Below are 20,111 nucleotides of genomic sequence, written 5' to 3'. Positions count from 1 at the left end.
CACGTTAGCAAATTTGCGCAAACGAAACCATTCATTTATGTATTGAAAACCAAAAGAAAGCAAGTGATACTGGTCTGATGAACGCGATTGAACCAACGCGCAGCCAGCTTCCCGATCCACTTCCCGCTCACGTTCGCCGTGAGCAGGCGCAGCAGCTCGTTGAGGAACGCGGGTTTGTGCGAGTGAGCGAGTTGCGCAGCGCCTTTGGCATTTCCGGAGTGACGGCCAGGGCCGACCTCGATGCCCTCGAACTGCAGGGTGCCGTGCGGCGCGTGCACGGCGGCGCCGTGCCGGCGCAGCCCCCGGGTGACGGTACCGGGGCGGAACGCGAGCCCTCATTCGAGCAGGCGCTGGAAGCATCCGTTGTTCCCAAGCAACAAATAGCCCAGGTCGCGGCGGGGCTCGTGCAGAGTGGACAGAGCGTAATTCTTGACGTGGGAACGACAACCCACGCGATCGCGCGCGCGCTCTGCGCCAGGACCGACCTTCATGACGTCGTCATCATCACCAACGGTCTCAGCATCGCCCTGGAACTGGAACAGGCCATCCCCCGATTCACCGTCATCGTCACGGGAGGCACGCTGCGGCCACTGCAGCATTCCCTGGTCGAGCCGCTCGCCGGAATGGTATTGAGCCAGATTCACGCCGACTTCGTTTTCATCGGCTGCAACGGCGTCGATAGTGCCGGCGGCGTCACCAATATCAACCTGCCTGAGGCGTCAGTCAAGGCGCTTATGCTCGCCGCGGCGGAATGCGTGATTGTTGTGGCAGATCGTTCCAAGCTGGGTCAGGTGCACCTCGGCCGGGTAGGTCCGCTGAGCGCCTTCCACACGCTCATCACGGATGCCGCCGCCGATCCGGCCACGTTGGATTCGCTTCGGGAAACCGGGCTCACCGTCTTACTCCCGCGCACTGCGCCAGAAACGACCCAGCGGCCCTAGGCTGAACGGATGCGCCCACCCACCGGAATCCAATACGATCTGACCTTGCAGACACCACGCGGAACAGCCCGCGCGGTCGTGACCGAGGTGGCGGCCGGTCTCCGGGTATATTCCGTAAACGGCATAGACCTGGTCGAGACGTTTCCCGAAGCATCGCAGCCGCCGATGGCGGCGGGAATCGTGCTCGTTCCCTGGCCTAACCGCATTCGCGATGGCAGGTGGACTCAGAATGGCGTGACCCGCCAGCTCGCGGTCACCGAGCCAGCCCGCCGGAACGCCATTCACGGGCTGCTGCGTTTTGCTCCCTATCGTGAAATTTCCCGCACCGCTCCATCGGTGACCCTGGCCGCGACCGTCTTTCCGCAGTCCGGCTACCCGTTTCACCTCGACACCGAGGTGACTTACGCCCTCACCGACGACGGCTTAAACGTGACGCACCGGCTGCACAACGTCGGTTCCGAGGCGGCGCCGGTAGCCGTGGGGGCGCATCCGTATCTGAAAATCGGCGACCTACCGACCGGTGACCTCACAGTGCGAGTGGATGCCGCGACCCACATTGACGTGGACGACCGTCTCAACCCGCTCGGCGAAACCCCCGTCGACGGCACCCGGTTTGATCTGCGCGCGGGCGTGACTATCGGCGAGCTCGACCTTGATGACGGCTTCGGCGGGGTCGGTATAAAGGCCGAACATACCCTCACCGCACCGGATGGCCGGAGGGTCACCCTGTGGGGCGATGAGAACATGCGCTACGTGCAGGTGTTCACGCCGCGCATCTTTCCGGTGAGCGCCGCCGGCGTGGAGCCGATGGGCGGCCAGGAGATTGCCGGCCAGGCGATCGCGATCGAACCCATGACGGCACCGGCCGATGCGTTCAACTCCGGCGCTGGCCTGCACTGGCTAGAGCCGGGCGGGCAGTGGGTCGTGCGCTGGGGCATCCGTCACGCCGGCTTCGACTCACACAGCCAGTCCTAGGTTGATTATTCCCCTGCCGCGCGCCCTCGCACGCTCCCGGGTCGACCTCGTGCTACTTCTCGTTGCCGCGGTGTGGGGCGGCAGTTACCTGAGCGCGAAGGTGCTTACCGAGCAGGCGAGCGTGTCGGCCGTGCTCGCGCTGCGTTTTCTGGTTGCCGCTGTTGCCCTGCTGATCGTGTGGCTGGTGCGGCACGAACGGCTTCCTACCCGGCGGGCGCTCGGGCTTGGGTTGCTCCTCGGGGTGACCCAGGCGAGCATTCTCTGGCTCGAAACTCAGGGCGTGGCGTTCACCTCGGCCACGAATGCCGGGCTCATCATCAGTCTCACCATCATTGTCACTCCGGTGCTCGAATCGGTTGCGGCCCGGCGCTGGCTGCCGCGCCCGTTTTTCGTGGCCGCGGTGCTCGCGGTGGTCGGAGTCGCCCTGCTTGTCTCTGGCAACGGATTCGCCGAGCCCAACGTGGGTGACCTGCTGATTCTGGCAGCGGCGCTCGTGCGCTCCCTGCACGTGACCATGATGGGCCACCTCACTCGCGGTCGCAGCGACAGCACCATCACGCTCACCCTTCTGCAGGCGCTCGTCGGGGCGGTTGTCTTCACCGCGTTGGATGTTCCCGGTCTCGCCCTGGCCGTCACGACGTTCAATCTGGCCGAATGGATCGGCGTGCTCTACCTCGGTCTGGCCTGTAGCGTGTTCGCGTTTTTGGCGCAGATGTGGGCGATTCGCCGCACCTCGGCGGCCCGGTCGAGCCTGCTCATGGGTACCGAACCGATCTGGGCTGTGCTCGTGGGGGTGTCGCTGGGCAGTGAGGCGCTCGGATTGATCGGGGCCGTTGGGGCGATCCTCATTGTGGCGGGTACCTTCTGGGGCCAGCGCATCGAGGCCGGTCACCGTTTGAACGTGCGCTGAGCATCCGTTTGGGTAGGTCAGCATCCCGCGCTGCGCCGAGCCGTGAGTTTCGGGGCGCTGAATCGTTGGATTGGGCGCAGACTCACGGCTCGGCGTGTGAGACTCACACCTCGGCGCACGAACTCAAGGCTCGCGCACACTCGACTCCGGTCGCAGGTCGAGGCGCCGCAGCAGCTGCGCGTTCAGGGCGACGACCACGGTGGACACCGACATGAGTAGCGCACCGATCTCCATCGGCAGTATAAATCCGATCGGAGCGAGCACCCCGGCAGCGAGCGGAACGGACAGGAGGTTGTAGCCAGCCGCCCACCACAGGTTCTGTCTCATCTTGCGGTAGCTCGCCCGGGAAAGCTCGATCACCGAAAGCACCGACCGCGGGTCGTCGCTGGCGAGGATCACGCCGGCCGACGCGATGGCCACGTCGGTACCGGCACCGATTGCGATGCCGACATCGGCCTGGGCCAGCGCCGGGGCGTCGTTGACTCCGTCGCCGACCATCGCCACGCGGCGGCCTTCGTGCTGCAGTTCGGCGACCTTGCGCGCCTTGTCTTCCGGGTGCACGCCGGCGAACACCCGGTCAATGCCGAGCTCCGCCGCTACCGATTGAGCCACCGCCTCGGCGTCGCCGGTGATCATGACCACCTCGATACCGCGCCGGTGCAGGGCGTCGACGGCTTGCCGCGATTCCTCGCGAATCTCATCGGCCAGGCCGATCGCGCCGATCACCTCGCCGTCCCGCAGCACGTGCAGAATGATCGCGCCCTGACTCTGCCAGGCGATGGTCTCAGCCAAGGGCTGCGTCCCGTGCTCGTCGAGCATGCTCGGCCCGCCGACGCTCACGCTGTGCCCGTCGACCAGACCGGTCACGCCGACCGCCGCAGCAGTCTTAAACTCGCTCGCCCGCGGCACGGTTAGCGCGCGGCCCCGCGCGGCCGTCACGATGGCGCGGGCAAGCGGATGCTCACTGTCACCTTCCACCGCTGCCGCCCAGGCGAGAATCTGGTCCGCAGTGAGCGGCGCCGAAGCCGAAGGTCCGGCCGCAACCGGGCCAGCTTGAGGGGCGCCGGCCGGAGCAGCGTTCGCGGCGCTCGCCGCAGCATTCACTGGGGCGGCGACGGCAACGTGACTGACGGTCGGCTCGCCCTTGGTGAGCGTGCCGGTTTTGTCAAACAAGACCGAGGTGACCTGGCGCATGCTTTCGAGGGCGAGGCGATCCTTGATCAGCACGCCGCCCTTCGCTGCGCGTTCGGTCGCGATCGACACCACCAGTGGAATCGCCAGTCCGAGGGCGTGCGGGCAGGCGATCACCAGCACGGTGATCGTGCGCACCACGGCATCCTGCGGCTGGCCGAGCAGGGTCCACACGATCGCGGTCAGCACACCGGAGCCGAGCGCGAACCAGAATAGCCAGCCGGCGGCCTTGTCGGCGATGCGCTGCGCCCGGGACGAGGAGTTTTGCGCCTCGGTGACGAGCCGCTGAATTCCGGCCAGCGCGGTGTCGTCCCCGACAGCGGTCACGCGCACACGCAGAGCGGAATCGGTCGCGACCGTGCCGGCAACGACCTGGTCACCGCGGGTGCGCTGAACCGGCCGCGATTCGCCGGTGATCATCGATTCGTCGACGTCGGCGGTGCCCTCGGTGACTTCCCCGTCGGCCGGAACGCGCCCACCGGGCCGCACCACCACAAGGTCGCCGAGCACCAAATCGCTCGGCGAGACGACCACAATCGACTCTCCCTCGACTCGTTCGGCCTCATCCGGCAGCAGTGCTGCGAGCGATTCCAGGGCAGTGGATGTCTGCGCGAGCGAGCGCATTTCGATCCAGTGCCCGAGCAACATGATCACGATCAGCAGCGCGAGTTCCCACCAAAAATCGAGCTCGGCGTCGATCAGTCCGAGGCTGGCGCCCCAGGACGCGAGGAACGCGACCGTGATCGCGAGGGCGATCAGCAGCATCATGCCCGGCTTGCGGGTCTTTAGCTCTGACACGGCCCCGGTCAGGAAGGGACGACCGCCCCAGACGTACATCACGGTGCCGAGCACGGGGGAGATCCAGGCACTGCCCACGAAATCGGGCAGCGTGTACCCGACGAGCTGCCCGAACATGTGGCTGAACCCCACGACGGGCACCGCGATCACCAGCATGGTCCAGAACAGGCGCCGAAACTGCCCGACGTGGTCGCCGTGGTTCATGCCGCCGTGGTTCATCGACCCGTGATGCATGGCGCCGTGGTTCATAGCCCCGTGATCCATCGTCATTCGGTGCTCGCCAGCAGGTCGTTCATCACGGCGATCTCGCTGCTTTGCGAACTGACGATCGTCTCGGCCAGGGCGAGCGCGTCGGCGTTCTTGCCGTCGCTCAGCTCGGCCTTGGCCATCACGATCGCACCCTCGTGATGCATGATCATTTGGGTTAGGAACAGCGGGCCGGCATCCGCTCCCGCCGCGTCCCGCAGCTTCATCATGTCGTCGTCCGACATCATGCCGCCCGAACCGTGATCCATACCGCCTATGCCGTCGTCCGTGGCGTCCCAATCGCTAAGCCAGCCCCGCAAAGTCGTAATCTCGGGCGCCTGCGCGGCCCTGATCTGCGTCGCGAGATCGACGATGGCCGGGTCGACGCCGTCCTTGGCGAGCAGGTCATCGCTCATCTCGACAGCCTGGTCGTGGTGCGGAATCATCAGCTGCGCAAACATCACGTCATCACTATTGACAGCGGATGCCGCTGGCGATTCACTCGCTGGCGAGCCGCCAGAGCTGCCGGGGCCGCCAGAGCAGGCGCTCAGGGCAAGGGCCGTCGCGAGTGCGATGACGGCCACGAAGGATGCTCGTGCTGTGTTCATGGTTCAATCCATTCCAAATCAAAACACCTGGTTCTACCTGCGACGGTTACCGCACAACGGCTGGCCGATCGGCGAGTCGGCGGCGACAACAAACCACATACCCCCATAGAGTATACAATCTGAGCGGAACACGCGCAAAAATGCGTGCGCACGGCCGCGCAATCGGGCAGGGTTGAGGAATGGCACAGATCGAAACAGCACCCGCTGCCGAATCCCAGCAGGACGCCGCCCGCCGCGCTGCGCTCACCAGCATGAAGCGGCTCGCGGCCGGGCTGCTCGCACTGATGGCTGTCATTTTCACGGTCTCCTTCGCCCTGCAAGGCCGTTACCCCTGGCTCGACTACGTGCGCGCCGCCGCCGAAGGCGGCATGGTTGGCGCCATCGCGGACTGGTTCGCCGTGACCGCCCTGTTTCGGTACCCGCTCGGCCTGCGCATTCCGCACACCAATATCATCGCGAACCGCAAGGATGAGATCGGCGCAAGTCTCGGCGAATTCGTTGAGATTAACTTTCTCTCCGAGGCAGTTATTCGCGGCAAGCTCGAATCGGTCCAGCCTTCCCGCCGCCTGGGAGCCTGGCTCAGCACCGACGCCGACGCTGAAAAATCCAACGCGGAGAAACTTACCGAGGAGTTCGCCGTCGCCGGCCAGGGCATGCTCAGCCTGCTCGGCGATGACGCCATTAAAGACCTCATCGAATCCGTCGCCCGCGAACACCTGGTCAAGCCCGAGTGGGGACCGAGCCTCGGCCGGGTCGGGGAGCGTCTGGTCACGAGCGGGCAGCAGCACGCGGCGGTCGACCTGCTGCTGGACCGGGCAGACGGTTGGTTGCGCGCTCACCCGGGGGCGTTTGGCCGCGTGGTGTCGCAGCGGCTGCCGAGCTGGTTGCCCGGCTTCGTCGACAAACTCGTCGACGACAAGGCCTACCGCGAGGTGCTCGCCTTTGTCGCGGCGGCACGTCAAGACCGGCAGCATCCGGTTCGACAGGCCCTCGACGACTACCTCAGCGAGGTCATGCATGATCTGCAATATGAGCCAGCCATGATTGCCAGGGTCGAAACGTTCAAGGCCGAGGTGCTCGACAACGCCAAGCTGCGTGAGTTCGCCGGCGACACCTGGGAGGCGGTCAAGGCTTCGCTCGTCGACGCGCTCAGCGACCCGACGAGCGCGCTGCGGGTGGGCATCCGTTCGACGCTGCAAGATATTGGCGAGCGCCTCAGAGCGGATGCCGCGCTCGGCGCGCGCATCGACCGCTGGCTCGCCGACACGGCCAGTTATCTCGTGGCGAACTATCGCCACGAGATCGCCGGGGTCATCACCGAGACCGTTGAGCGCTGGCCCGCCGCGGAGACGGCGGCGAAGATCGAGCTTCAGGTGGGCCGCGACCTGCAGTTCATCCGCATCAACGGAACCGTGGTCGGCGCCCTCGCCGGCCTGGCGATTTTCACCCTCGCGAACACGGTGGCGGCGCTGCTGTAGCTGCGCCAACACGTCTCGCGAGAGCGGAAAAAGTGTTGCTTCGCATGAGCCAAAGCAACACTTTTCCCGCTCTCACTGCCGGGTTATCGAGACGCGGTATATTCCGCTGCCAGCGCGCGCAGCCGGCCATGGACTCCGCCATAGGCCTGAGCGTCCTTCAGGGTCCACTTGGGCAACTTCGCCACCATGGTGTAGCTGGGATCGCACACGTTTGCGGCCGGCGCGAGTCCCATCTGACTGACCAGCTGATAAGCATCCATGGTGTCAAGACCGGTCAGGTCGGATGCCCAACCCACGAGGTCTTTCTGACTGATCCGAAAGGCGTCCTCCAGGGGGCGAGCCGAACCGGTGCTCATGATGAAGTCATCGTTCTCGAGGCGGGGCCAGGCCGAGGCGCCACCCTTGATCAGGTCGAGGGCGATGACGGAATTCATTGCCGATTCGAGCCCGGTTCCACACACTTCACCCTCGCCCTGGCGGGCGTGACCATCTCCGAGCGACAGCATCGCGCCGGCCACGTTAACCGGAAGGTAGAGCGTCGTGCCGGCCCTCGCCTCCGGCGTATCCATGTTTCCGCCGTGGGTGGACGGGGTCACGACCAGTCGCACCTCGCCGCCGGCCGGGGCAACACCCACCGTGCCGTGCATGGGATCGAGCGGGAGGGCGAGGGTGTAATCCGAATTCGTGGCGCGAAAAGTGGCCGTCCAGGCCTCCAAGTCGATGTCATAAAACCACACCCGCTCCTCGAGCGGCTCGTGCAGCATTGCCGTTTCATGCGTCGCCGAGAGCGCTCCGAAGAGCGGGAAGGTGCTCGAAATGGCGTACTGGCGCGCCGGGACGATCGAAACGAAATGTACGGCCAACAGGTCACCGGGCTCGGCCCCGACCACCTCGATCGGACCGGAGACGGGGTTCAACTCGTTGAACGGCACGATCTGGCTGGGAATGTCGTGCGGGCTCGTCACCCGACCGCCGAAGCAGTCTTCCGTGCTGACCTCGACGATGTCGCCGGGGAGAACGCTGAGCAGGGGGGCGCGCCCGCCGAACACATAGGAATACTGTTCGGGGAGCGGAATGAGCTGGTGTATTGCCATGAGAGCTACCGCACCTCCATCTGTGCCGACGCCAGGGGAACGGGGTTGGTCATCCGACCCTTCTTGTAGAGCACCACGGCGACCACAATCCCAATGACCAGCCACGCAATGCCAACGATTTGTGCATTCACTCGCGCGTTGTAGAGCACAAAGGCGAGTACAACGAAACCCAGCACCGGAAAGACCAGGTGCACGAACCAGCGCTGAGATTTCTGCTTCACAATGAACCACCAGACGACCGACACGTTTAGCAGCAGGAAGGCCGTCAGGGCGCCGAAGTTGACCAGCGCAGCGATGGTACCGAGTCCGTCGGGCAGAAGCGTCAGGATCAGACCCAGCACCAAAGAGATTCCGGCGACCAGAAAGGTAGCGTTGACCGGAACGCCGTGTTTTTCGCTCACCTTGGCGAGGAATTTCGGCAGCTGGCGGTCGCGCGCCATCGCGTAGAGCAGGCGAGAAGTGGATGCCTGAGCAACGAGTGCATTGGCGAAGCCCCAGGCGATGGCGGTCGAGGCTGCGGTGAGAATGTACATAAACGGTCCACCGGCAACGGCAGCCGCCTCATAGAAGGCCACTCCCGCCGGGTCGCCATTGATGATCAAGGCGGCAGGGTCTTCAACCAGCATCGACGCAACCCAGGTCTGTACGACGAACAGAACGCCCAGCAGGCACAGGGCCGCAATCATCGACCGACCCAGGGACTTGCTGCTGCCGGTATTTTCTTCGGCCAGGGTAGAGATTCCGTCAAAGCCCAGGAACGACAACACGGCAATGGATGCTGCACCGAACAAAAGCGGCAGCGAGAAGGTATCAGCGTTGTAGAACGCGTCGAAGCTGAAGCCCTGGCCTTTGCCCTGCGAAACGGCGACTAGACCAACGACCAAGAAGATGGCCAGCACCAAAAGCTCAAGCACCAGCATGACCCGGATGACGACGGCGGCGAGGTGGATGCCGAGGTAGTTGATTACGGTGTTCAGAGCCACAAAAGCAACCAGCCACAGCCAGATGGGAATCTGGCTGATGATTCCGTTCATAGCGATGGCGGCGACAAAGTAGAGCAGGGTCGGAATCAAGATGTAGTCGAGCAGGATCATCCAGCCGGCGATGAAACCGGTGGGACGGTTGATCCCGCGACCGGCGTAGGTGTAAACCGAACCGGCCATCGGGAAAGCCTGGGCCATTTGCGAGTACGAATTAGCCGAGAACATCATGGCGACCAACGCGATGATGTACGCGATCGGCGGCATTCCGCCCGAGTCGTGAAAGACGCCGCCGAAGATGGCGAACGGTGCGATAGGCACCATGAAGATCAGGCCGTAGATGATGAGGTCGCTAAATGTCAGCGTTCTCTTCAGCTCTTGCTTATAGCCAAATTGTTCAATACCAGAAGCGGATGTGCCCCCAGGGTTGGTCGTACTGCTCACGCGTGGTCCAATCGTCATCGACAGACGTCATTGTTTCCAAGTGGAAATTTTCACTAGGCTACACCCCGTGAAGCATTCTGACAATCTCAAGATCGGTACCATTAGCTCGCGCCAGACTCATCGGTCGACGTGTGAGGTCGACTGCATCCGGCCGAGCCGGGGTGACGACGGCTGACAAAAGCCGTTCGGCCACCCGTGCGGCGGTGTGCGTGGCGAGCAGGTCACTGCTGCACACGGCGGCCAGCAGGTGCACGCCGTCGTAACATCCTTCCGCGTAGGAGCCTGGCAGCGGTGCCCTCAGCCCGAACCGAGCGACATAAGACTCCAGCAATCGACGGTGACGATCGTCATCCTGCAGCAAAAACGTGGGCATGGCGCTATAAAGTTCTCCGCTGGTGTCGCCGCCCACCGCGACGAGACAGCTCTCGTCGAGGGCGGTACGCAGCCTGACGAACGCCGTGCCGGCATCCGATTCGGTGACCCCGCGATGAAATTCGATGCCGTCGCGGCCGACCAGGGAGACCAGGATTGCATCTGCCTGGGCGCGGTGTGCCGCGGAAACAAGTTCCGCCACGTCGACGTGCCCCACCGGTACCAGCCGGTCCAGGACGACGCGCTGCCCGAGATCGCGCAGTACCCTGCTGGCCGCAGCGTGCACCTGTCGGGGCCAGACGTAATCATTTCCGATGAGGGCCCACCGCTGAACCCGACGGTGCTTGGCCAGCCACGCAATGGGTTGCCGAAGGTGCTCTGCCGGGTCGCTGCCGAGAAAGACCGATCCGGCCGATGCTCGCCCAAACTCGTGCGGCGGCGTGAAAACATAGGGCACCCGATTGTTCACGCGAGCTTCGACGGCCACTCGAATATTTGAGGTGTGTGTTCCGACCAGCCCGTCGACGAGCCCAGCTCCCACGAGTAAGTCCACCTCGCCTGCGACATCGGCCGGTGCTCTGCCCGCATCGACGAGGACGAGGTCAATGACCCGTCCCGTTGCACGGCCGACTTCTTCGGCTGCCAGGATCGCGCAATTGATAATGGCGGGTCCGGCCACGCCCAAGACCCCCGACACTGGCGCCAGTAGTCCCAGCCGAAGAGTCTGCCGAGCGGGACCGCTCAGAAAAACTTCGCTGGGGAGTACTAGCCTGACCGGGGACGTCACCCGTCCATTATTACGTAGCGGGCATCCCCGCCCGTATATTCGTGACTATGGAGGAGCGGAAATGGCTGAGCAGTCGGGGCGAGCGCTGGATTCTGTAGCACCCTTAGGTGAGCTCGTCTGGACCCTTGCTGACCTGGAGCGGCGTCTCGTACTCGGCCTGAGCATTGCCTTGTCTGAAGAGAGCACCACGATGGATCAGTGGCGCATCTTGGAGACCCTGGATCGACTCGACTCGCCCACCATGGGGGAGCTGGCCGAAGCGACCGGCATGGCAAATGCGAGCCTGAGCCGAACTGTCGACTCGTTGGAAGACGCGGCTTCGGCCTTCCGGCTGCCGACCACTGCCGATCGCAGACGAATTACCGTTCATTTGTCCGATCTGGGCCAGCAACGACTCGCCCGCACTCGTGAAATCGTTGCAGCGTGGGAACGAACAATCGAACACAGGCTGGGAGCGGATGCCGTAGCGGCCCTGCTCGGGGCTGCTGACACCGCTGCGCGCGCACTGGCTGGCACGTCAACCGAACCCTGATCGGGTTTTTTGCTGTCGGCTGCTCTCAAGCTTCCGGTGCAGCCGATTCGATACCGTCGGCGTCATTCTCGTCGTGATTCTCGTCGTGATTCTCGGCGTGAACGAAGCTCTCGACCTGACCAGTGTCGCCGAGTGGCATGACCGCTTGATGGCCGTACTCACGGTATTAGAACGCGAGGCTTCGCACAGCAGCTCGATCTTCGTATTCGGCATTCCGCCCATTCGGAGCATCGATATCTTCCAGCGTCCGCTGGTGTTCATCGCCGATTGGTCGGCCGTCGACCTCAACGTGGTCAGCGCGCCACTCAACACTTTTGTGCCGTTTTCCCCCGGCGCGACGCTCACGCCAGAACGGCATCGCACCCCCGCCGACTAGCGCGGTTGGGCCATCGGGATGCGCATGGGCGCCCTGTGCGTGTTCGACCAGGTGCTGTGGCGCGACCTCGCGCTGTTGGTGCAGCAAGAGTTGGAGCGGTATGCTCGCGGCGTGAGTGACTTCCTGCGGCGCAGATTGCGCGCCTTGCCCGACTTTCCCGACCGACTGCCCGACTTCGATCCGGCCAGCGCACCGGCCGATCCGGTGGTGCTATTTCTCGACTGGCTCGAGCACGCGCTCGCCGCCGGCGTGTCGCAGCCACACGCTTTTAGCCTCGCGACGTCAACCGGCGGCGGAGCGGTTTCGTCGCGCATGCTCATCCTGAAGAATATCGAGCCCGCCGGAGCTGCGTCCGCTGGCGAGGCTGGTTCAGCCGCTGGTGCTGGTTCCCCTGCTGGAGCTCCGGATGCTCCTGCACCGCAGCCTGCCGCCTGGCACTTCGCGAGCACGCGCAGCTCCCGCAAGGGCCGTGAACTTGCGGCCAACCCTCGAGCAGCGATGAACTTTTACTGGCCGGCTCTCGGGCGTCAAGTGCGCGTTGTTGGCGCTGTCTCACTGCTGTCGGCAGAGGAATCCGCTCTCGACTGGGAGGAACGCCCCGCAGCCGATGGTCGAGCCAACCCCGACTGGCAGGTCTACGCCCTGCTCCCCGCCGAGGTCGAATTCTGGCAGGCCAGCGCCGATCGCCACCACATTCGTCACCGCTACGACCTCTGAACCCCGCCTGCGCCGAAAAACTCGCTCAGCGGCATCCGCTGCCCGGTCTCGGGGGCTAATTCAGGCAATGTGATCGCACTGCCACCGGCGGGCCAGTAAATCACTGGGCGCGACCCGGCCGCGGCCCGCGATTTCCTGATTCAGCCACGGCCAGCCCTGCCACGAACGGCGGAACCAGCTCATGGGCGTGAAAACGCAGATGCGCACCGAATCCTAAGAATTCGATGCGCATCTGCCGCGCCACTCGCGCATGATTGTGGGCCCCGTCGGGCTCGAACCGACGACCCAAGGATTAAAAGTCCTTTGCTCTACCAACTGAGCTAGAGGCCCGTGGGTTCTAATCTACCGTGGATTCGCGCCCAGCTTTTCTGGGTAGCGTTGTGGAGAGCGAAAACAGCGGCTTTTCGTCCCAACTTCCGAAACGAGGAGAACGCGCCATGGCCGACAACTTCCACAAGCCCACCCTGTTCTCCGGGATCAAATTCGAGGCCTTCCAGGGCGGTGACGACCCGGCAAACATCAGTCGCGTTGCGCATGAAACGGCGCAGGCCCTACTCAACCGGGTGCGCAGTAATCCCGACCCGGCGACGGTCGAACGGCTCGTCGCCTATACCGACGAAAACGGCCTGGACGCGGTCGCCGAGCTGTGGTCGCGGGCAACGCCGCGCAGCTTGCCGGGCGCGCTCTGGCGCATCTATCTCATTCGCATGCTGATTCGGCAGGACCCAGAGGGATGCGCCTACCTGTATCAGCGGGGAACGGATGCTGCCGCCACGATCGACCCGCTCGTCGCGGGAGCGGCCGTGCCGACCGGGCCCGCGGAAATCATCGTCCTCGCCGACGAGATTCTGCGGGGGCTGTTCACCGGCGACTTCGCCGTGGCGCTCGACCGCGGCGCGGCGTACTGCCGGGTGACCGCGGTTGGGGCTGCGAGCATCGCCGACGACCTTGAGTTGACCGAACCGCACCGGTCATCGGAGCTGACCACGCGCGCCCTGCGCTTCTCCACAACGGCCGCCGAATTCACCGCCTGCGCGCGCCTCTGGCGCCGCGACTCGCTCGAGTAGGCCACCCGCCAGTGCCCCCCACTCCTGTTCCGGGCCCGTGCCCGGTAACGGGGCACATGATCCATCATGGGCCGGCTTCCTTCAGGTGGACTCGAGCTCGCGCAATCCGTGGATCCCTTGTGCGCCGCTCGTCGCGTTGACCGGGTGGCGCTGGCGTCATAGTGGTCGCGACTGGATCGATTATGGGCAGAGCGATTTAGAGTGTCCGTCGAAGTCGGCTGTGTTGCGCGGGACCTAGGACGCTGCGCGGGTGCTGCGCCAGTACGCGGGACTTATGGCGTGGCCAGAACTCCCGCGTAGCTCGTCGCGCGGGTGCTGCGCCGCTGCGCGTGAATTCGAACTCCCGCGCAGTGGCGCACTTCCCGCGCAGCGAATAATTCGTGGGAGACCGGGCGAGAACGCCTCCCTTTGCCGATTGAGCTAATCCAAAAGTTTCGGACTTTTCTTCCCCCCATCGTGCTCTTTGCTCTGGGTCGCTCGCCGAGGTCGCCATCGCCCAGCGTGCCCGGGCCCGGTAACGGGGCCCATGATCCATCGTGGGCCCGGCTCGTCAAGGTGGGCCCCAGCCCGCGCAATCCTTCAATCTCAGAATCCATCTTGCGCCAGCGGCGAACAGTCGACGCCGACCGCCTCTCTCGAATACACTGGAACCTGGTCGGGCCGCAGTAATCCCGGGTTCCATTATTCGCCGCTTCGAGCGGCCTCGCGCCGAGAGGTGCTCTGCGGCCCGACCTTCTGCGTGTACCAGGCCGCTGCTCTCTACGCAAGGCCACTCCTGCATAAAAAGAGCGCCAGCATCCGCTCGCGGCCGCTTTTTTCGCGGATTGCTTCGTGGAATGACCAATCCGTTAATGACTTCGCACCGAACCCTAGTCATGGAACGGGGCAAGACCTGACATGCTTGACCTCATGACTGCTGATCCCGCCGGAGAACTCGCGTCGGCAGCGCCTGCCACGAAGGAGGAGCTGCTCGCACGCGTAGCTCAGGGCGACCAATCCGCCTTCGGAGAGCTGTATGACCAAATTTCCCCGCGGGTGCTTGGCCTGGTCAGGCGCCTGCTCATTGACCATGCGCAGTCGGAGGAAGTGACCCAGGAGATTTTTCTGGAGATCTGGCAGTCGGCGGCGCGTTATGAACCAACGCGTGGTGGTGCGAGCACCTGGATCCTGACCATGGCACACCGGCGAGCGGTCGACCGAATTCGGTCATCGCAGGCTGGTCGTGACCGTGATACGAAAATCGGAATACGTGACCTGGCCGTTGCCTATGATCACGTGGCCGAAACCGTTGAAGTACGAATCGAACATGAAAGGGTGGAGAAGGCGATGACTCGATTGACACAGCTGCAGCGTCAGGCTGTGAGCCTCGCGTATTACGGCGGGTTCAGTCACAGCGAGGTTGCCGATATGCTCCACATTCCCCTGGGTACCGTGAAAACGCGGCTCCGCGACGGACTCATCCGCCTGCGTGACGAATTGGGCGTGGCATCATGAGCCGCGGCGGCCACATCGATGTCGAGCAGAACCCGGCCGATCTGGCTGGCGCCTATGCCCTGCACGCTCTCGACGAGCACGACACGGCCACCTTCGAAGCGCACCTCGCCGAATCCGCGCGAGCCCGCATCGAGGCGGCCGAGTTGAACGACACCGCGGTGGCCCTCGGCCTCGCCGTGGCACCCGTTCAGCCATCCGCCGCCCTCAGAGCCAACCTCATGGCGATGCTCACGTCAACCCCGCAGCTTGCGCCGCTGCCGGCGCCGAGTGCTGCTGACCCCGCCAGAACGGATGCTGCCGCCACCGTTCCCGGGGCAGCTCCAGTCGCCAGTCCCCGGGCCACCGGGGCCGTGCCGACGACCGCAACGACGCCGTCAGCCGGTGCCGCACCAGCCGACAGCGCCGCACCAGCCGACAGCGCCGCACCAGCCGACAGCGCCGCGCCAGCTGACAGTGCTGCGCCAGCTGACAGTGCTGCGCCAGCCGCTGCCGCACCCATCAGCACCACTCCGACCGACCCCGGCGCAATCCGGCCGGCTGCGGACATCCGTTCTGGTGATGCTTCGGTTACGCACCGATCATCCTCGGCGACCGAGCGCGCCCAGGCTCGTTGGTTCAAGCGTCCGGCGCAGTTTCTGGTTGCCGCGGCCGCGGCCGGGGCACTGTTCGTTGGCGGATCGTTATTTGGACAGGCGCTGAACGACAACCAGTTCGCATCCCAGCAGGCCTCCGGGCTCGCCCAGATCAACTCCGCCGACGACTCGCAGCGCGCAGCGACGACCACGGCCGACGGCCAGGAAGCCACCCTGGTCTGGTCGAACAAACTCGGAATCTCCGCGGTGCTCGTCGACAACCTGCCGGTGCTGCCGAGTGACCAGGACTACCAGCTCTGGTACATCAACGGTGACGGTGCAGCCCCGGCCGGAACCTTTGACTCAAGCGGAGACGGCACCGCCTGGCGCGTGCTCGACGGCACCATGCACGCCGGTGATCAGGTCGGGGTCACCGTTGAACCCACCGGCGGATCTGACCAGCCAACGACGACCCCGATCGTCGCCTTCCAGAGCTAGCGGTCTACTGTCGTGGGTATAGGTCACTGAGGGGTCGCCCATCGCCGCAATGCTGGCGTCGGACGGTCGATCTGCGACCCTTCACGGGCGTGCGCTCGACACGCACCGCTGCGCTGAGGCCAACGCGAAGTAGGCTCGGGGTCATGAGACTGCCCTTCACACTCCTGATCGACCCGGTACCTGCCGACTCCCGGCAGCAGAACTTCGACGACACCTTTCACGAGATGGACTCCAGCGCCCCGGCGCTGCGCGTGGGGGAGCTGAGCACCCAGCGCGGTGACGGAATCTTCGAGACCCTCGCCGTCGTCAACGGCCAGCCGCAGGAGGTCGAGCCGCACCTCAGCCGGCTGCGCAACTCGGCGCTCATCTGCGATCTTCCGGTGCCGCACATCGACCAGTGGCGCGCCGCGATAGCGTACGCGGTGGCGCGCATTCCACAGCAGGGGGAGGTTGCGCTCAAGTTCGTGCTGAGCCGGGGCGTCGAGCACGGTCCAGCACCGACGGCGTGGCTGCACGCAACAGCGGCGGCGGACTTCAGCGCGGTGCGGGCGAACGGCGTGCGCGTGATCACGCTCGACCGCGGATATCCGCGTGGCGTCGCCGAACGCGCCCCCTGGCTGCTGATGGGTGCGAAAACGCTCAGCTACGCCGTGAACATGGCCGCGATTCGGGAGGCACACCGCCGCGGCGCCGACGACACGATCTTTCTCACCGCCGACGGGTATGTCATGGAGGGGCCAACCTCCAGCGTCGTGCTGCAAAGCAACGGCGAGTACGTCACACCAGCGCCGAGCGGCGCCATTCTGCACGGCACCACGCAGCAGAGCATGTTCGAGTATCTGCGCGCCCGCGGCGAACGGGTTCAATACCGGGACGTCACCGTTGACGAACTTCGTCAAGCGGATGCCGCCTGGCTCGTTTCTAGCGTGCGCCTAGCCGTCGCCGTGGTTGCCCTGGACGACGTTTTGTTCCCCGCTGATCAGCCGCTGACCGACGCTCTCAACGCGTACCTGCTCGCCCGCACCGCCTAGTCGAGGACCCGGCGTGCGTTGTGCCGGCGACTCAAGACCCGGCGAGCGGATGCCCACAGAACCGACCTACCCGAAGCGACCCGACACGTAGTCTTCCGTGGCCTGCACGCTCGGGTTCGAGAACATTGTGGTCGTGTCGTCATACTCGATGAGCTTGCCCGGCTTGCCGGTGCCGGCGATGTTGAAGAATGCGGTGCGGTCAGACACCCGCGAGGCTTGCTGCATGTTGTGCGTCACGATGACGATGGTGTACTCGCTCTTCATCTCCTCGATCAGGTCTTCGATGGCCAGCGTCGAGATCGGGTCGAGCGCCGAGCACGGCTCGTCCATCAAAATCACGTCGGGTTCAACCGCAATGGCCCGCGCGATGCACAGGCGCTGCTGCTGACCGCCCGACAGCCCAGAACCGGGACGTGCGAGGCGGTCCTTGACCTCGTTCCACAGGTTGGCGCCGCGGAGGGCTTTTTCGGTAAGGTCGTCGGCATCCGTTTTGCTCATGCGACGGTTGTTGAGCTTCACGCCGGCCAGAACGTTGTCCTGAATAGACATGGTCGGAAACGGGTTCGGCCGCTGAAAGACCATGCCGACCTGACGGCGCACGAGTACAGGGTCAACGCCGGGGCCATAGAGGTTGTTGCCGTCGATGAGTACCTCACCCTCGACGCGCGCGCCGGGGATGACTTCGTGCATGCGGTTGAGGGTGCGAATGAACGTGCTCTTACCGCAACCGCTCGGCCCGATAAACGCGGTTACCGTGCGGGGCTCAATGACGATCGAGACACCCTCGACGGCCAGAAAATTGCTGTAATACACGTTGAGGTCGTTGACTTCGATGCGCTTGGACATATGTCCCTTTCTTTCTAAAGCGAGAAGATTAGCGGCCCAGTTTGGGCGAGAACCAGTGGGCAATCAGGCGGGCGAGCCCGTTGAGCAGCATCACGATGACAATCAGCGTGAGCGCCCCAGCCCAGGCTCGGTCGATATAGGCCTGCGAATCCGCGCCCTGGTTGGCGTATTGCGTGTAGACGAACACCGGCAGCGTCATCATCCGCTCGCTGAACAGGTCGTAATTCATGCTCGAGGTGAATCCGGCGATGATCAACAGCGGCGCGGTCTCGCCGATCACGCGCGCGATTGACAGCATCACTCCGGTGACAATTCCGGCAATGGATGTCGGCAGCACGACCTTCAGAATGACCAACCACTTCGGCACCCCCAGTGCAAAAGCAGCCTCGCGCAGTTCGTTCGGCACGAGCTTGAGCATCTCTTCGCTCGAACGCACCACGACCGGAATCATCAGCACCGACAACGCGATCGCCCCACCAAATCCAAAGCGGATGCCCGGGTCGTTGAACAGCAGCGCGAACAGGGCGAAGGCGAACAGGCCGGCGACGATCGACGGGATGCCGGTCATCACGTCGACGAAGAAGGTGATGGCCTTGGCAAGCCGGCCACGGCCATACTCCACGAGGTAGATCGAGGCCAGAAGTCCGATCGGTACCGAGATGAGCGTCGCCATGCCGGTCACCATGAGCGTGCCGATGACGGCGTGCAGCACACCGCCGCCAGCGCCGACCACGTTGCGCTGGGAGGAGGAGAAGAACGTCGGCGTGAGAAACGCTGGCAGTCCGTTGATGACGGTCGTATAAATGATCGACACCAGCGGCAGCAGCGCGATGATGAACGCGGCGGTCACGAGCGCCGTCATCAGGCGGTCCTTGGCTTTGCGCGAGCCCTCGACCAGGCGAGACAGCACGTAAATTGCTACGCAGTACAGCACCGTGCCGAGCACGACCGTGCCCACGATGTTGAAACCATCGACTGTGCCAGACAGAAAGAGCACGGCGAAGAACGCGGCCGACACGGCCCAACTGGTCAGCAGCACCCAGAGCGACGATCGCCGGGGCAGCTTGCCGGCGGTGAGCGAGTTCGTCAGCGGCGAAGCTTCTACAACGGATGTCATCAGTTGGCTCCCGAAAATGCCTTACGGCTGTTGATAATGACGCGGGCCAGCATGTTCACGAGCAGGGTGACTACGAAAAGCACGAGGCCGGTCGCTAGAAGAATGTTCACGCCGACACCGTGTGCCTCCGGAAAGTTCAACGCGATATTCGAGGCAATTGTGTTCGAATTCTGCGCGGTGAACAGCTGAAAAATGACCTCCGAGCTGGGGGAGAGCACCATGGCGACGGCCATGGTTTCACCGAGGGCGCGGCCGAGACCGAGCATCGAGGCGGAGATGATGCCGGGTAATCCGAATGGCAGCACCGCCATGCGGATCATTTCCCAGCGGGTGGCTCCGAGGGCCAGGGCTGCTTCCTCGTGTAGCAGCGGCGTTTGCAGAAAGATCTCGCGGCAGATGGCGGTGATGATCGGCAGAATCATCACGGCGAGCACGATGGCGACCGTGAAGATGGTGCGACCGGTGCCCGACGCTGGCCCTTGGAACGGCGTGAACCAGCCGAACCACTCGACCAGGGTGGTGTAGAACGGCTGCACCATGGGGGCGAGTACGCCGATGCCCCAGAGGCCGAAGACGACAGAGGGAACGGCGGCCAGCAGATCAACGAGATAGCCGAGGCTCTGGGCGAGTTTGCGCGGGGCAAAGTGTGAGATGAAAAGTGCGATACCGATGGCGACGGGCACGGCCATGAGCAGGGCCAGGATAGCCGAGTAGATGGTGCCGAAGACGAGCGGGCCGACGTAGGACCAGAAATTGGTGACGTCGCCGCTGAAATCATCGGGTACTGCAACAAACGCCGGCAGGCTCTCAACGAGGAGGAAGATCGCCACCGCGGCGAGCATGGCCAAAATTAGACTGCCGGCAATGACGGTGGCTGAGGAGAAGATGCGGTCGCCCGGGCGTTGCCTGGCCTTGATGGTCGTGGCGGCAGCTGTGGTCATGCCGGGGTCTCCCTAGAATGCAAAAACTGGTGAAGTCGTGCGCTGAGCGTGCTGCCGGGTAGTACTTCGGCCGGACCGAGGTCTGGACTGAACGAG

Annotated in this window: 19 protein-coding genes and 1 tRNA gene; 11 read left to right on the top strand and 9 right to left on the bottom strand. The window is 64.2% G+C overall.

Annotated features, from left to right (window positions below):
- Window positions 1-77: 77 nt before the first annotated feature.
- Genes CXY75_RS15310 through CXY75_RS15300 form a run of 3 tightly spaced genes read left to right on the top strand, consistent with a single transcriptional unit; the run spans window position 78 to window position 2,826 of the window.
- On the top strand, window positions 78-941 hold the full coding sequence (locus tag CXY75_RS15310; protein ID WP_104083678.1) for a DeoR/GlpR family DNA-binding transcription regulator: 864 nt from the start codon (window positions 78-80) through the stop codon (window positions 939-941).
- A 9-nt stretch (window positions 942-950) separates the two neighbouring features.
- A complete protein-coding gene (locus tag CXY75_RS15305) occupies window positions 951-1,916 on the top strand; it encodes an aldose 1-epimerase family protein (protein WP_104083677.1) in 966 nt (321 codons plus the stop codon).
- Window position 1,917: 1 nt separating this feature from the next.
- Window positions 1,918-2,826: a DMT family transporter gene (locus CXY75_RS15300; RefSeq protein ID WP_199182479.1), complete on the top strand. Its 909-nt coding sequence runs from the start codon at window positions 1,918-1,920 to the stop codon at window positions 2,824-2,826.
- A gap of 123 nt (window positions 2,827-2,949) precedes the next feature.
- Here CXY75_RS15300 and CXY75_RS15295 read toward each other — a convergent pair whose 3' ends face one another.
- Complete coding sequence (locus CXY75_RS15295; protein WP_104083676.1) at window positions 2,950-5,085, bottom strand: heavy metal translocating P-type ATPase; 2,136 nt, start codon at window positions 5,083-5,085, stop codon at window positions 2,950-2,952.
- Window positions 5,082-5,669, bottom strand: a complete 588-nt coding sequence (locus CXY75_RS15290; protein WP_104083675.1) for a DUF305 domain-containing protein — start codon at window positions 5,667-5,669, stop codon at window positions 5,082-5,084. The genes CXY75_RS15295 and CXY75_RS15290 overlap by 4 nt, the downstream gene beginning before the upstream one ends.
- A 179-nt stretch (window positions 5,670-5,848) precedes the next feature.
- Here CXY75_RS15290 and CXY75_RS15285 point away from each other — a divergent pair, with 179 nt between their 5' ends.
- The gene (locus tag CXY75_RS15285) at window positions 5,849-7,147 is read left to right on the top strand and encodes a DUF445 domain-containing protein (protein WP_104083674.1); all 1,299 of its coding nucleotides are present in this window, start codon (window positions 5,849-5,851) and stop codon (window positions 7,145-7,147) included.
- Between the two features lie 83 nt (window positions 7,148-7,230).
- Here the strand turns inward: CXY75_RS15285 and CXY75_RS15280 are convergent, their stop codons facing one another.
- The 3 genes from CXY75_RS15280 to CXY75_RS15270 are packed head-to-tail and all read right to left on the bottom strand — an operon-like array spanning window position 7,231 to window position 10,824.
- A complete protein-coding gene (locus tag CXY75_RS15280) occupies window positions 7,231-8,241 on the bottom strand; it encodes an acetamidase/formamidase family protein (RefSeq protein WP_104083673.1) in 1,011 nt (336 codons plus the stop codon).
- Window positions 8,242-8,246: 5 nt separating this feature from the next.
- Window positions 8,247-9,665 carry an APC family permease gene (locus tag CXY75_RS15275; RefSeq protein ID WP_233201945.1) on the bottom strand — a complete coding sequence of 473 codons (1,419 nt, stop codon included), beginning with the start codon at window positions 9,663-9,665 and terminating at the stop codon, window positions 8,247-8,249.
- 58 nt (window positions 9,666-9,723) lie between these two features.
- The gene (locus tag CXY75_RS15270) at window positions 9,724-10,824 is read right to left on the bottom strand and encodes an ABC transporter substrate-binding protein (protein ID WP_255411794.1); all 1,101 of its coding nucleotides are present in this window, start codon (window positions 10,822-10,824) and stop codon (window positions 9,724-9,726) included.
- A gap of 61 nt (window positions 10,825-10,885) precedes the next feature.
- On the opposite strand from CXY75_RS15270, the gene CXY75_RS15265 reads away from it, so the two are divergent.
- From CXY75_RS15265 to CXY75_RS15255, 3 genes are all read left to right on the top strand, one after another.
- Window positions 10,886-11,356 (top strand): MarR family winged helix-turn-helix transcriptional regulator, encoded by a 471-nt coding sequence (locus CXY75_RS15265; protein WP_158251220.1) that lies wholly within the window; start codon window positions 10,886-10,888, stop codon window positions 11,354-11,356.
- A 73-nt stretch (window positions 11,357-11,429) separates the two neighbouring features.
- Window positions 11,430-11,732 (top strand): hypothetical protein, encoded by a 303-nt coding sequence (locus CXY75_RS15260; protein ID WP_104083669.1) that lies wholly within the window; start codon window positions 11,430-11,432, stop codon window positions 11,730-11,732.
- A gap of 111 nt (window positions 11,733-11,843) precedes the next feature.
- On the top strand, window positions 11,844-12,449 hold the full coding sequence (locus tag CXY75_RS15255) for a pyridoxamine 5'-phosphate oxidase family protein (protein WP_104083910.1): 606 nt from the start codon (window positions 11,844-11,846) through the stop codon (window positions 12,447-12,449).
- A 257-nt stretch (window positions 12,450-12,706) separates the two neighbouring features.
- Here CXY75_RS15255 and CXY75_RS15250 read toward each other — a convergent pair.
- A tRNA-Lys gene (locus CXY75_RS15250) sits at window positions 12,707-12,779 on the bottom strand.
- Between the two features lie 107 nt (window positions 12,780-12,886).
- On the opposite strand from CXY75_RS15250, the gene CXY75_RS15245 reads away from it, so the two are divergent.
- The 4 genes from CXY75_RS15245 to CXY75_RS15230 all read left to right on the top strand — a co-directional run bounded on the left by CXY75_RS15245 (window position 12,887) and on the right by CXY75_RS15230 (window position 17,111).
- Window positions 12,887-13,516: a DNA-directed RNA polymerase subunit beta gene (locus CXY75_RS15245; protein ID WP_104083668.1), complete on the top strand. Its 630-nt coding sequence runs from the start codon at window positions 12,887-12,889 to the stop codon at window positions 13,514-13,516.
- Between the two features lie 909 nt (window positions 13,517-14,425).
- The gene (locus tag CXY75_RS15240) at window positions 14,426-15,010 is read left to right on the top strand and encodes a sigma-70 family RNA polymerase sigma factor (protein WP_233201944.1); all 585 of its coding nucleotides are present in this window, start codon (window positions 14,426-14,428) and stop codon (window positions 15,008-15,010) included.
- Window positions 15,007-16,080, top strand: coding sequence for an anti-sigma factor domain-containing protein (locus tag CXY75_RS15235; RefSeq protein WP_104083666.1), 1,074 nt, complete (start codon window positions 15,007-15,009; stop codon window positions 16,078-16,080). The genes CXY75_RS15240 and CXY75_RS15235 overlap by 4 nt, the downstream gene beginning before the upstream one ends.
- A 143-nt stretch (window positions 16,081-16,223) precedes the next feature.
- Window positions 16,224-17,111, top strand: coding sequence for an aminodeoxychorismate lyase (locus tag CXY75_RS15230; protein WP_104083665.1), 888 nt, complete (start codon window positions 16,224-16,226; stop codon window positions 17,109-17,111).
- Window positions 17,112-17,177: 66 nt separating this feature from the next.
- Here CXY75_RS15230 and pstB read toward each other — a convergent pair whose 3' ends face one another.
- The 3 genes from pstB to pstC are packed head-to-tail and all read right to left on the bottom strand — an operon-like array spanning window position 17,178 to window position 20,015.
- A complete protein-coding gene (gene pstB, locus CXY75_RS15225) occupies window positions 17,178-17,957 on the bottom strand; it encodes a phosphate ABC transporter ATP-binding protein PstB (RefSeq protein ID WP_092449481.1) in 780 nt (259 codons plus the stop codon).
- A 28-nt stretch (window positions 17,958-17,985) separates the two neighbouring features.
- Window positions 17,986-19,074 (bottom strand): phosphate ABC transporter permease PstA, encoded by a 1,089-nt coding sequence (pstA, locus tag CXY75_RS15220; RefSeq protein WP_104083664.1) that lies wholly within the window; start codon window positions 19,072-19,074, stop codon window positions 17,986-17,988.
- Complete coding sequence (gene pstC, locus CXY75_RS15215) at window positions 19,074-20,015, bottom strand: phosphate ABC transporter permease subunit PstC (protein ID WP_104083663.1); 942 nt, start codon at window positions 20,013-20,015, stop codon at window positions 19,074-19,076. The genes pstA and pstC overlap by 1 nt, the downstream gene beginning before the upstream one ends.
- Between the last annotated feature and the right edge of the window lie 96 nt (window positions 20,016-20,111).

Source organism: Cryobacterium sp. Y11 (assembly GCF_002929535.1).
GTDB lineage: Bacteria > Actinomycetota > Actinomycetes > Actinomycetales > Microbacteriaceae > Cryobacterium.
This window is presented reverse-complemented; position numbering and strand designations above follow the sequence as displayed.

Bases quoted from the DNA above. Each gene is read 5' to 3' on its own strand.
- CXY75_RS15290 (WP_104083675.1), bottom strand. From the start codon at position 5,669: ATGAACACAGCACGAGCATCCTTCGTGGCCGTCATCGCACTCGCGACG.
- CXY75_RS15310 (WP_104083678.1), top strand. From the start codon at position 78: ATGAACGCGATTGAACCAACGCGCAGCCAGCTTCCCGATCCACTTCCC.
- CXY75_RS15285 (WP_104083674.1), top strand. From the start codon at position 5,849: ATGGCACAGATCGAAACAGCACCCGCTGCCGAATCCCAGCAGGACGCC.
- pstA (WP_104083664.1), bottom strand. From the start codon at position 19,074: ATGACATCCGTTGTAGAAGCTTCGCCGCTGACGAACTCGCTCACCGCC.
- pstC (WP_104083663.1), bottom strand. From the start codon at position 20,015: ATGACCACAGCTGCCGCCACGACCATCAAGGCCAGGCAACGCCCGGGC.
- CXY75_RS15265 (WP_158251220.1), top strand. From the start codon at position 10,886: ATGGCTGAGCAGTCGGGGCGAGCGCTGGATTCTGTAGCACCCTTAGGT.
- CXY75_RS15280 (WP_104083673.1), bottom strand. From the start codon at position 8,241: ATGGCAATACACCAGCTCATTCCGCTCCCCGAACAGTATTCCTATGTG.
- CXY75_RS15230 (WP_104083665.1), top strand. From the start codon at position 16,224: ATGAGACTGCCCTTCACACTCCTGATCGACCCGGTACCTGCCGACTCC.
- pstB (WP_092449481.1), bottom strand. From the start codon at position 17,957: ATGTCCAAGCGCATCGAAGTCAACGACCTCAACGTGTATTACAGCAAT.
- CXY75_RS15235 (WP_104083666.1), top strand. From the start codon at position 15,007: ATGAGCCGCGGCGGCCACATCGATGTCGAGCAGAACCCGGCCGATCTG.
- CXY75_RS15305 (WP_104083677.1), top strand. From the start codon at position 951: ATGCGCCCACCCACCGGAATCCAATACGATCTGACCTTGCAGACACCA.
- CXY75_RS15295 (WP_104083676.1), bottom strand. From the start codon at position 5,085: ATGACGATGGATCACGGGGCTATGAACCACGGCGCCATGCATCACGGG.
- CXY75_RS15245 (WP_104083668.1), top strand. From the start codon at position 12,887: ATGGCCGACAACTTCCACAAGCCCACCCTGTTCTCCGGGATCAAATTC.
- CXY75_RS15240 (WP_233201944.1), top strand. From the start codon at position 14,426: ATGACTGCTGATCCCGCCGGAGAACTCGCGTCGGCAGCGCCTGCCACG.